Below are 11,107 nucleotides of genomic sequence, written 5' to 3'. Positions count from 1 at the left end.
TAAGCATGGCTTGAAGTTTCCTTCTTCGCCTTCTTGGCACACTGCAACTCACAACTTGCAACCGTTCCTTTGGTCTTTCAAGAGTTCAGCGTATCATAGCAAGTGTCCAGCGCAAAGTGTTTTTTCCAGCGATTAGCGGGTTCTCCGTTTTTAAGCGCATAGCGGGTCCTATGCTTGCAACTTGGAACAGACAACTTGCAACTGTATGTTCTTCTCGGCGGACGGAGAACTGCTCAACGGTCAACCAGTTCCTTTTACTCTTCCAACCTCTGACCACTGACCTCTAACCTCGGTTACAACTTGCAACTGTTGTTATTCCCGGAGAACGGAGATCCCATAACGGACAGCCCTTATCGTTTCTAGCTTACAGAACAGGTTCGTTCACCCGCATAGCTCTATGATTGCCTGTGTGAAAATCTTGGCGCTCGTCAGGAGATCTTCAATGACCGCAAATTCATCGGGGCCGTGCATATTGTTTTCGCTTCCGGGCATAGTACAGCCAAATGCCACACCGTTCTTCAGTCGATGTACATACGTTCCGCCGCCCATTGAGATGCAGTATCCCTTCTCTCCGGTGTAGCTTTCATAACATCTCAGAAGTGTCTTGACGAACTCGGAGTCACCCGGTACGTGATGAGGAGGTTTTATGTCATCGTTTTGTAGATCTATGCCATAGCCGGCCAGTTTTGCCTTGATAACGTCAAGAAGGTTCTCTTTCGTTGCACACAAAGGAGCCCGGCAATCGAATGTCCCGTTTAGGCTGGAACCATCGTACTCCAATATATTGAGGCTTATTGTAAGCTTACCGGAAAGTTCATCGCTCATCGCCACACCGGCAGCCTCACCGAGCCAATCTCCATGAGGAAATACAGAGTTTAGAGCTCTAAGTCTTTCAAAGCCGGTGCTTCGAGAAGCCGGAAGCCTTGAGATTACCTCCAGCAAACCTGTCAAAGCATTTCTCCCCTTATCTGGAGTCGAAGCGTGGCCTTGAAGTCCTTTGGCCTTGATTGTAGTCTTGTCTCCCTCGGTGGATAAGTTGAACGAGATGCCGCTGATCTTGCCGACGGCATCGCAGCATTCGCGGATCTCTTCAGGATCGATCCCCTCTACAACGGCAGTTGCCTCACCGGGAATCACATTACTCTTGATCCCAGCCTTGAAGCTTACAATTCGTGGAGTTTCATTTGACTCTTCAAATCTCGATTCGAACTTTCCCTGTAGACCTCCCTTTTCTATGTTCACAACCGGGAAACTGGCGTCCGGCGAGAAGGTCATTGGAGCTTCCTCTTCGATCCCATAATAGTATCTTATGTCGGACGATCCGCATTCCTCATCGGTTCCCAGTATCAGTCTTACGCCGGCCTTCAGAGGAATATTGAGATCCTTGACAGCCTTCATGGCGTAAAGAGCTGCTACGGCGGGGCCCTTGTCGTCTATCGTTCCTCTGCCGTAGAGCCTTCCGCCCTTGACTACCGGGTTGAAGGGTTCTGTGACCGACCAACCATCACCTCCAGGTACCACATCGAGATGAGCAAGAATGTCAAGCTTGTTTTTCTGATCGTCGAAGTTAATCGCTCCTACATAGTTGTCGTAGTTTCTGGTCTTGAATCCCATCTCAGACGCCATCTCAAGGGCTACAGCCAGCACTTCGGCCGGTCCTTCGCCATATGGCTTGCCCTCTTTCGCCTCTTGCTTGTCGCTCTTTATCCTTACCAGTCTCATGATATCTCTTATCATGAGCTCCCTATTCTGTTCGAAGTAGTCTTCAATCAGTTTCTTCATAGGAATGATCTTCACCTCCACCTGTTCAAAGTCTCGGATACTGCATACCCACGTCTCGCGGCAGCTTCGAAAAGGAATCCCAGTGACTCTTCTATCTTCCTTCTGGGTGCAGCGATGTTCATTCGCGTAAAACCCTTTCCACCTTCTCCATAGTTTACGCCTCTATCCAGATCAAGATATGCCTCGTTCAGCAGGAATGAGTGCAGCTCCTCATCATCTAGTTTAAGCCTCCGCCAGTCTATCCAGATTACGAATGAACCCTCTACTTTGGTCATTGTGACTGCCGGAATATTTCTGGTGAAGAAGTCCTTCATTATGGAGACATTCTCCCACACGTACTCCCTCATCTCTCTAACCCAATCGGCCCTGTCGGGTCCGTAGCCTGCGCATACTGCCGCATGAACCATGGGATCTATGCTTCCGTAGTGATCTGCGTCTCGCTGGATCCTGAATCTCTTCCGTGTAGAGGGGTCGGATATAACAATATTTGCGCTGTTGACGCCAGTCAGATTGAAGACCTTTCCAAGTGAGGTCGCAACTATCGAGCGGCCTTCCTTTCCGGCAACAGTTGAGTACGGAATAGCCGAATTGCCGTTGAAGGTTATTTCTCCGAATATTTCGTCGCTGAATACAAGGACGTTATATCTCTGTGCAAGCGAAGAGATTTTCTCCAGATCTGAACGCTGCCAGACTTTTGCGATGGGGTTATGAGGATTGCACAGTATGAAAAGCCGGTTTTTCTCAACCCTCATACATCTCTCTAGGTCATCGAAGTCCATTGAGTACTTTCCGTCCCCGTAGATCAGAGGATTGCTCACTATCTCTCGGTTTGTCCTTCTTACAGCCTGTTCGTATCTGTTGTATACGGGAGGTTGTACAATTACACCGTCTCCCTCTTTCGTGAATGCCCTGATGGCCGTCGCAACCGAGTGAATAGTACCATAGGTAGGCACAATCCAGTCTCTCTCTATCTCCCAGTTACGCATGTTCTTCATCCACCACTGTACGCTGGAAAGATACTTTTCGTCGGCAAGTGTGAATCCAAGAAGGCCATTCCTGGCCCGCTTAACAAGAGCGTCGATTATTGCAGGAGCAGTCTTGAAATCCATCTCAGCGCCGGCATAACTGATCAGATTCATCTTCTTGACTATATCGGGAGTGAGCATGCATTTCATGTTCCCCTGATTCTCCCTGTTTACCAGAGTATCAAAGTCGTAGTCCATATTAATCGTTCTCTCTGATTTCGATTACTGCCTCGATCTCGACCGTGAAATCCAACGGCAGCTGGTTCGTTCCAACTGCAGTGCGTGCGTGCCTTCCAGCCTCTCCGAATATTTGATAAAGGAGTTCCAAAGCCGCATTAGCAACGATATGCTGCCTGTCGAAGCCAGTTTCGCTGTTCACAAAGGCCTGGAGCTTCACGATGCTAACTACCCTGTCGAGATCACCGAGGTAAGCCTTGACGGCTGCCAGCATGTTGACAATACACAGTCTGGCCCCTTCCTCGGCGTATTCGATTGATCTCTCCTTTCCCACTTTACCCGTGTAAACAGGCTTTCCGTCCTTCATCGGTACCTGACCCGAAACGAAAAGAGCATTTCCGAGCCTTTTGACGGGAATATACATGGCTCCTGGCGGTGAAGACGGCGGCAGCTCGATTCCCAGTTCCTTTATCCTCTTCTCTATAAGCATCATCTTCTCCTCTTTTTCTTTATTTATGTCAGCTGCTTTCCTTTATGTATTTGTATATCGTGTATCTAGATAAATTGAGCCTGCTTGAAACGTACGGGACTGCCTTAGAAAAGTCGAAGGCCTTTTCTCTTTTAAGAAGACTTATCAGTCTCAACCGGTCCGATTTATTCATCCTTTCGATGGGCTTGCCTACAGCCTCGAGACAGCTGTCGAAGATCGAAGAGAGCTTGTTCTCTCCCGCCTCGCTTATAGCAGACTGCAAATCGGATTCGACCCTCATAAAGTTCTCCAGAACGTTTGAAAACTCCCTCATGTAGGTGAAGTCATAGTTTATACCAAGCGCATAGTGATAATCCTCGCCCTTTAGATGAAAGGTCGTTGACTTTATGAATTTTCCGGATTTGTACACCGTTTGATGATTGATGATTTATGAAATCACCTTCCAGATATGACGACTTGTACTTGGCAAGATCGCAGTATGATCCTCCGACATGAACGAGTTCTTGCTAAAATCAAAGACAAGATTCTGGAACGGATCTAAAGATGAAGTTCTCAATAGCATTTAGAATAGTGAACTGATTAATCTTTGCCAGACTCCAGACCCGAGGCCCTCTTTTTTGGATTTGTTCTTTGACTCACAACTTGTATTTCGGAACTTGCAACTGTTCGCGTTTTTCGCGCCTTTTCGGGGTCATCCTCGTGAGTGCTTCTGCACAGGATCTATCGGTTTTTGATGAATCAAACAGTCGATATTGTTCCGTTATCAGCACTCTCTTTCGGTTCGTTCCAGACGATTCGTTCTAACATGTTTATGAAGAAGGAAGAGCTCCCCTAAACAGGAACCCGATCGAATTGGATAATTGAACAGCAAATGATAACTATTCTAAGTATGTTCGTTGAAGAAATCAGCCATCTGGAAGCGAAAGCTTTTTCAGGAACTCAGAGGCGCAATCCTTGATCAATGCTGCCCCTGTGCTGTTTTGATGAACATGATCTACCGTCAACAGAAATCCATTTTCCTGCGATAGTGCGTCCCAGCTCTTTCTCAATAGGATATGCTTGAAGATCATCCGTAATGTGAATTCCCAGGAGACTTTCCGCCCTGAGGGAGAACTTTTCTTATTCTTTGTCAGATAATCGCGTTGACGTTCATTGAGATCTAGATAGCACAAGTCCATCTGCGAAGTTATCTTCTTAATCAGTTCAGAGTATTCCACGCTTCTCTTGAAGAGAATATGTTCGGGTTCTTCTGTAATCAAAGGCAACGACATCACTCCTATATGAGCAATGGAAGCGGTCTTGAGCCTTTGCAGGATTTCAGCGAAGTTTCTGGCATAGCTCTCTTTTGAAGGTCTCTCGGGTAGTCTGTTCTTTCTGATGTAGGCTTTCATGGTTTTTTCTGAGTAGGTCGCCCACACGTCGTTTGTTCCTACGAGGAGAATAGCGATATCTGGCTTCAAACTGGTCACTTTGTCTATTCTCTTTAGAACGTCGTAAGAAAGATTTCCATTTATTCCACTGTTTATAAACTTGTATTTTCCACCGAATTCGCTTTTCAGCATCTCAAAGTAACTTGCACCCACTCGACCAAAGGTGATACTATCTCCAATACAGACAACAGTATTCATGTGTAGTCTCCTCATCCTCAATTCATAACTATTATAGTCTTTCATGCGTTTTACCCACTTCGATAATCAAATCTACCGGCTTGAAGGCCTATCATCTCTACGAGGATAGTATGAAGTGAGAGACATGCAAGACAGGAAGAAAGGAAAACACACTTCTCCCGTCCTGGATAGTTCCTATCTTTGTCTCCATTGCATAGATTTCAGCGTTGCCGGAAACTCATACAGCAAAAGAACAAGGATTTCGAACCTGCGGGTCTTCGTCAAAAACAAGGTTGTTGAAGATGATAAGGGAATGTGTAACCCGGTCAAAAGAAAGGGTTCAGTTCATTCTGGTGCCTACCAAGCCATCTAGCTTGACGCGATACCTAGGGCCGGCATAGTCGGTAATGTACATCCAGTTTCCGGCCACCCCGTCGAATTGCCAGATGTTTATTTCATTGAGTCTCTCTCTTTCAGATCCGTCTGGCCTCATTCGGTACAGACCCTTTTCTGAATGGAGAACATAATAGAACCAACCGTTGTCGAAACAAGAGCTGTTAACTCTGTCCGCAGAGGAGAGAACCGTAATTTCGGATCAGTCTTTCTTCATACGGCAGATCTCAAGATCCTCATAAGCTCGAGTTTCTGGATCGAGAACCGATACGAAGTAAACCCAACCATCCTCAACGAAACCCAACCTTCCTCTTTCAGAGATCAAAGTGTAGTCTGATCCATTGATCCTTACTCCGCACAGCTTCTGATAGTCTTCGAAGTATATCCACTCTTCGGATATCATTACCCTGCCCGGCTTTAGGGAACTTTGCAGAGCGGGATTTTTTCCGAGCCGTCTGTTTTCATCATGTATAGTGTCCCCACATCGCTTTCCAGTGTTGCGTCTTCTGTATTTAGCGCTTCCTTCTTTATTTCGTTGAACTCGGCCAGCGTTTTCTTCGTGCAATAGGCATGTGATCACCTAGAACGTAGAAATGGGCGACATTGTCCTCACTCAGTTTCATTTGCTCGCTTCCGTCCTTCCTCATTCTATACAGGTTGCTCACATCGCGATCGTTTGTGAAGTAAATCCAGTCACCGGAAAGAAAGATAGAACTGACCGAGAATTCGTTACCTCTCTGCGATTCGTCCAGTCGATGTTTATGGTGTACAGCCTGTTCTTTTCTACGAAAAAGATCTGCTCTCCTGACTGCGAAATATCTCCGAGATTCATTCCGTCTCCGGACATATCGTTTCCTTCCGCCTTCTCCAGGTAGTCCTTCGCAACGGGAAAGCCTTTGAAGAGGTCGGTAGACATTACCAGTATCGATCCAAAGACGAAGATAATAACGGCTCCAATAATTATTGAAATCAGTGTTCCCAATGCTCTATCTTTCTTTATAAAAGCGATGACAGATAAGACAAAGCCGGCCACTCCTAGAGTAAGAAGAGAGAAGACCGGTAGAGGAATCAATGAGAACTGTATCTGGGCAAAGAGCAAAAGGATGAAGGACAGACTCAGAGAGAAGCCCCACTTGCCTAATCGAGAGCGAGGAAGGAAGGTAATCTTCATGCCAACATCTCCTTTAGTTCATTCAGGGGGGATTGACATTTTTTATCCGAAACCCGAATGAATCCTGCCAAGAGAATGGATTCAATAGCAAATATGAACGATAGAGGAAACCTCTCCCATGTATCTTCAAGATTACATATCTGTGAGCTAGAATCCTGTGTCATAAAGTGGGGTCATGGCAAGCGTTTGAAATAGACTTTGATTCGGAGAGAAGACTGTTGGCGGGTCTTTTGTTTGTTTCCAAAGGATAGACTATGATAGTATAGTTTTCTTATGTTAGATGGGAGGGGTATGATTTGAGCGACAGATATCTCACGATTGAAGAGCAGCTTTCGCTTCCGATCGTAAACAATCCGGTAATTTCGCCCGATGGAAAGAAACTTGCCTATATACTGAAGCGCGCCGACTGGAACACAAACAAGTATTTGCAAACAGTTGTGGTTTATGATGCAGCAATTAAGACCGCTCTGCATGTCTCGAACGATGAGTTCGACTGCTCTCTTCCCGACTGGTCTCCCGATTCGAGTAAACTTGCATTTCTCCAGAAGACCGGCGGCGAAAACAAGAACGACGTCATGATCTTCGATTTCGAAGAGAAGCGAACGTTCAAGCTGCTGACTTTCGAAAACGACATAAGCCAGGTAAAGTGGAGCAGAAAGAACGACGGGCTTTACCTGGTTGCCGCCTCTCCTGAAAGCGATGAACTGAAAAAGAGGAAGGAGAACTACGGCGAATTCGAATACATAGACGAGGAACCGAAAAACAGCTCTCTTTTCTTCATTCATCTCTCACGAGCGATGAAGGAGTATTCTTCGAGGTTCGAACTGCCCAAGGATATGAGATCTGAAGAGACCCTTTTCGACAAACTGACAGATGAGAAGGAATTCCATGTTTCTTCGATCTCTCTTTCTCCGGACGGTAACTACGTGGCACTCATGGCTCCGCCGACAAGCGACGTCAACGATTTCGATGAAGCCAAGGTCATGCTTATGGACAGCGAAAGAAAACTGAAAGAACTACCCTTTAAGCATCCGAGAGGCTTCGCCTTCTCTCCTGACTCGAAGGAACTCGCTGTCGTGGTGCCAGATGGAGAAGACCCCTGGATGGATAACGGTGCTATCGAGATTGTGGATCTCTCCAATCTCTCAAAAGAGCGGATCAACGTCGAAGACGATCTGAACGTTGAACTGGTCTCCTGGACAGAGAGGGGCTTCTTCGTCAGCTGGATAGAGAATAGCACAATGAGCCTCGGCCTGCTGGATATGAATGGCCATCTCGAACGTCTGACAGATCAGGACGAGATGATCCTGGCCTGCAGCGTTACCTATGATGGTAAACATATAGCGACTGCGATGGGGACCAATGCGGAGCCTCTTGAAATCTATTTAGATGGAAAGAAGATAACGGAGATCGCCGTTTCCTACCCGGAGAGAAAAAGGGTGAAGAAGGAACGGATCTCCTGGAAAAGCTACGACGGTACTGAGATCCACGGCGTTCTCAACCTTCCAGAAGATTTCGACAGCTCCAAGAGATACCCGCTCGTAGTGCTTGTACACGGCGGTCCGACATGGACTGCCCTAGCGGCGATGATCACGAGCAGCTACTATCCTGTGGAGCAGCTTGTGCCCAAAGGAGTGCTCGTACTTGAGCCGAATTACCGGGGCAGCGAAGGCTACGGAAGAGACTTCAGGAAGCTGAATTACAGAAACCTGGGTATTGGAGATTACGAAGACGTGGTTAGTGGCGTCGATCATCTTATCGAAAAAGGTTTCGTGGATGAAGACCTCGTTGGAGTCATGGGATGGAGCCAGGGAGGTTACATCTCGGCCTTCTGTGCGACTTACGGGAACAGATTCAAAGCCGCTTCGGTGGGAGCTGGGATATCCAACTGGGTGACCTATCACGTTAACACCGATATTCATCAATTCTGTCACCGCTACCTCGGCAACAACCCCTGGGAAGATCCTCAGATATACGAGCTGACATCGCCGATGACTTACATTAAGAATGCTTCGACACCAACCCTCATACAACACGGCGGCTCGGACACCAGGGTTCCACCACCGAACGCCTTCGAACTTTATCAGGGGTTGAGAGAGATGAACGTTCCCGTAAGGCTGGTTATCTACAAGGGCATGGGGCACGTCGCAGACAAGCCCGGTCTCCATAGAGCGATAATGAGACAGAATCTCGCCTGGTTCAGCCACTATCTTCTCGGCGAACCGCTTGAAGAGGCGTTAATGCTTAAACAGTCAGAGATTGAGAAGACCGAAGAGAAGTAACCAGTAGAATTACTTATTATAGTTGTTTTATTTGATTTCGAATCGAAAATACGCCGGCTGGTCGAAATTATTAAAAGTAAAGTCCTGAAAGCAGCCAATTTTGATGCAAAAAGAGATTTCGGAATCTACTAGCGCGATCGGCAAGAGAGGTGAACTCGTGAAGATCTTCAAGAACGGAAATCTCATGGCGGTTACCGATGAAAGAGGGGTTATAGACTGTGAGAGCGAAAAGGCGTCAGGCCTTTATCTGGAAGATACCCGCTTCATATCCAGAATGACTCTGAAAGCCTCGATTTACCTCAAGAGACTCCATGTAGATTTCTCATGGGACCGAATAGAAGCCCGCTATCTGGGGAGATCAAGACCCGACGTTTCTAACTTCGACATCTTCCTATCTGAAACCCTCCGTGTGGAAGGAAACACGTTGTACGCAGAAGTGACGGTAAGAAACTATTCGCTTGAAGAGGTTCAGCTGACTTTCGATTACGAAATCAGCTGCGCCTTTGAAGATATCTTCACGATAAGGGGAGAGAACGATGCTTACAGTGGGCTGGAAACATCCAGAACGGTATCGGCTTCTTCACTCAACAGCCTCGAGTATGAAAGCGACTTCGAAAAGGATGTCATAGAAAACTCGCTACCCTCGCTCTCTCTAAAGCTCAGGCCGGGGCAAAGCGGGACGGCCTCGGGTAAACTGAGATTGAGCAAGGTAGTGAAGAAAGAAGAGATCTTCAAGGATATGCTTTCAGAGAGACCTGTGGGGAATCTCCAGTTTACTAGGAACGTTAATCAAATAGGCGAAAGGGAAATTGGAGATCTGAAGATACTTATGATTCCGACGGTCTATGGTGATTTTCCGGGCGCAGGACTTCCATGGTACGCCACCGTCTTCGGAAGAGACAGTTTAATCTTCGGACTCCAGACGGTCGATCTTCTTCCAGAGATCACGAGGAACATACTGAAGATCCATTCTCTTCTCCAGAGTTGTGAAGAAGAGACTCATTCCGAGGCTCAGCCGGGAAAGATTGTCCACGAGACCCGCCTGAACGAGCTTTCTCTGTCAGGAAGATTGCCTTTCGAAAGATACTACGGAACGATCGATGCGACCCTTCTCTTCATAATGCTATCTCACAGGTACTACCGGCAGACAGGCGACCTTGACTTCATTAAATTCATCGAGAAAAACACCATTGCAGCCGCAAAGTGGATCGACGAATATGCCGACCCCGATAACGACGGATATGTCGAATTTGCTCCTTCTGGCGGTGGACTCGTGAATCAGGGCTGGAAGGATTCTGCCGATTCGGTGAACTTTGCCGACGGCAGGCTTGCCGAACCGCCCCTTGCCCTCGTAGAGGTTCAGGGCTATTTGTACGATGCTTTCAAATGCCTCGAGAAGCTCATGGTTCTCTTTGATAAACGAGAGATGGCCTCTCTTTATGCTTCGAAAGCGGCAACTTTGAAGATCAATTTCAACCGTGATTTCTGGCTCGAAAATGAGAGCTACTTTGCTACGGCTCTCGACAAGAACAAAACTCCGGTAGATTCGATAACCTCTAACCCCGGACATTGCCTTATGACTGGAATAGTGGACGAAGACAAAGCAGATGCTCTGGCAGATAGACTCTTCTCAGAGGATATGTACACAGGCTGGGGAATAAGAACTCTCTCGAGCAAGATGAAGCGCTACAATCCCTTCTCGTACCATAACGGAAGCGTCTGGCCGCACGACAACTCGCTGATTATGCTTGGGCTTATCAGTTACGGCTTTTCCGAAAAGACAAAGAGGCTCGCCTCAGATCTCTTGAGAGCGAAGGAAAAGTATCGTGACAATCGCCTCCCCGAACTCTTCAGCGGTCTCTCCTCATCTGAAACAGCCGGGAGTCTTTTGGAATATCCCGCAAGTTGTTCCCCTCAGCTCTGGTCAATTGGAACGCTCTTTGTGATTTCAAGTGTTGTGGCGCCTGATTTAGACTGAAATGAATCTCTAGAAATTCGAAACTTCTAAAATCATTCTGGATATCGAGTTAACTCAAGAAAACATGATAGTCTTCGTTAGCTGTAGAGGCTTTTGTTCGGAAGATATTTCATCTCGGAGCTTTAAAAAGTTTCGTTATACCACTTACGCTTTCCAGTCCTCTTTTCTTAGAGACAAAAGAATTAATCGGGATCTATGCCCT

The 11,107-nt window shown here is 47.0% G+C and carries 11 protein-coding genes; 2 read left to right on the top strand and 9 right to left on the bottom strand.

What is annotated here, in order from left to right:
• Nucleotides 1-381: 381 nt before the first annotated feature.
• The 9 genes from pepV to V513_RS14110 form a co-directional block, all read right to left on the bottom strand.
• Nucleotides 382-1,782 carry a dipeptidase PepV gene (gene pepV, locus V513_RS03495; RefSeq protein ID WP_180274826.1) on the bottom strand — a complete coding sequence of 467 codons (1,401 nt, stop codon included), beginning with the start codon at nt 1,780-1,782 and terminating at the stop codon, nt 382-384.
• Nucleotides 1,783-1,793: 11 nt separating this feature from the next.
• Nucleotides 1,794-3,005, bottom strand: a complete 1,212-nt coding sequence (locus V513_RS03490; RefSeq protein ID WP_099771731.1) for a MalY/PatB family protein — start codon at nt 3,003-3,005, stop codon at nt 1,794-1,796.
• A 1-nt stretch (nt 3,006) separates the two neighbouring features.
• On the bottom strand, nt 3,007-3,474 hold the full coding sequence (locus tag V513_RS03485) for a RidA family protein (RefSeq protein ID WP_099771730.1): 468 nt from the start codon (nt 3,472-3,474) through the stop codon (nt 3,007-3,009).
• Nucleotides 3,475-3,502: 28 nt separating this feature from the next.
• The gene (locus V513_RS14135) at nt 3,503-3,754 is read right to left on the bottom strand and encodes a helix-turn-helix domain-containing protein (protein WP_257211926.1); all 252 of its coding nucleotides are present in this window, start codon (nt 3,752-3,754) and stop codon (nt 3,503-3,505) included.
• 625 nt (nt 3,755-4,379) lie between these two features.
• Nucleotides 4,380-5,102 (bottom strand): SGNH/GDSL hydrolase family protein, encoded by a 723-nt coding sequence (locus tag V513_RS03475; protein WP_099771729.1) that lies wholly within the window; start codon nt 5,100-5,102, stop codon nt 4,380-4,382.
• 319 nt (nt 5,103-5,421) lie between these two features.
• Nucleotides 5,422-5,574 carry a hypothetical protein gene (locus tag V513_RS14325; protein WP_373561604.1) on the bottom strand — a complete coding sequence of 51 codons (153 nt, stop codon included), beginning with the start codon at nt 5,572-5,574 and terminating at the stop codon, nt 5,422-5,424.
• Between the two features lie 102 nt (nt 5,575-5,676).
• Nucleotides 5,677-5,877 (bottom strand): hypothetical protein, encoded by a 201-nt coding sequence (locus tag V513_RS14120; protein WP_257211922.1) that lies wholly within the window; start codon nt 5,875-5,877, stop codon nt 5,677-5,679.
• 124 nt (nt 5,878-6,001) lie between these two features.
• A complete protein-coding gene (locus tag V513_RS14115; RefSeq protein WP_306556634.1) occupies nt 6,002-6,163 on the bottom strand; it encodes a DUF5050 domain-containing protein in 162 nt (53 codons plus the stop codon).
• Nucleotides 6,136-6,645 carry a hypothetical protein gene (locus V513_RS14110; RefSeq protein ID WP_257211920.1) on the bottom strand — a complete coding sequence of 170 codons (510 nt, stop codon included), beginning with the start codon at nt 6,643-6,645 and terminating at the stop codon, nt 6,136-6,138. Before V513_RS14110 ends, V513_RS14115 begins: the two co-directional genes overlap by 28 nt.
• Before the next feature lie 296 nt (nt 6,646-6,941).
• Here V513_RS14110 and V513_RS03460 point away from each other — a divergent pair, with 296 nt between their 5' ends.
• Nucleotides 6,942-8,927: a S9 family peptidase gene (locus V513_RS03460; RefSeq protein ID WP_099771727.1), complete on the top strand. Its 1,986-nt coding sequence runs from the start codon at nt 6,942-6,944 to the stop codon at nt 8,925-8,927.
• Between the two features lie 157 nt (nt 8,928-9,084).
• Complete coding sequence (locus tag V513_RS03455; protein WP_257211919.1) at nt 9,085-10,905, top strand: MGH1-like glycoside hydrolase domain-containing protein; 1,821 nt, start codon at nt 9,085-9,087, stop codon at nt 10,903-10,905.
• The last annotated feature ends 202 nt before the right edge of the window (nt 10,906-11,107 follow it).

This window comes from Mesotoga sp. H07.pep.5.3, from assembly GCF_002752615.1.
Taxonomy (GTDB): domain Bacteria; phylum Thermotogota; class Thermotogae; order Petrotogales; family Kosmotogaceae; genus Mesotoga; species Mesotoga prima.
The sequence above is the reverse complement of the archived record's forward strand: the minus strand, read 5'-3'. Positions and strand labels throughout refer to the sequence as shown.

Coding starts and splice junctions, on each gene's coding strand:
- pepV (WP_180274826.1), bottom strand. CDS start 1,782: ATGAAGAAACTGATTGAAGACTACTTCGAACAGAATAGGGAGCTCATG.
- V513_RS03490 (WP_099771731.1), bottom strand. CDS start 3,005: ATGGACTACGACTTTGATACTCTGGTAAACAGGGAGAATCAGGGGAAC.
- V513_RS03485 (WP_099771730.1), bottom strand. CDS start 3,474: ATGCTTATAGAGAAGAGGATAAAGGAACTGGGAATCGAGCTGCCGCCG.
- V513_RS14135 (WP_257211926.1), bottom strand. CDS start 3,754: ATGAGGGTCGAATCCGATTTGCAGTCTGCTATAAGCGAGGCGGGAGAG.
- V513_RS03475 (WP_099771729.1), bottom strand. CDS start 5,102: ATGAATACTGTTGTCTGTATTGGAGATAGTATCACCTTTGGTCGAGTG.
- V513_RS14325 (WP_373561604.1), bottom strand. CDS start 5,574: ATGAGGCCAGACGGATCTGAAAGAGAGAGACTCAATGAAATAAACATC.
- V513_RS14120 (WP_257211922.1), bottom strand. CDS start 5,877: ATGATATCCGAAGAGTGGATATACTTCGAAGACTATCAGAAGCTGTGC.
- V513_RS14110 (WP_257211920.1), bottom strand. CDS start 6,645: ATGAAGATTACCTTCCTTCCTCGCTCTCGATTAGGCAAGTGGGGCTTC.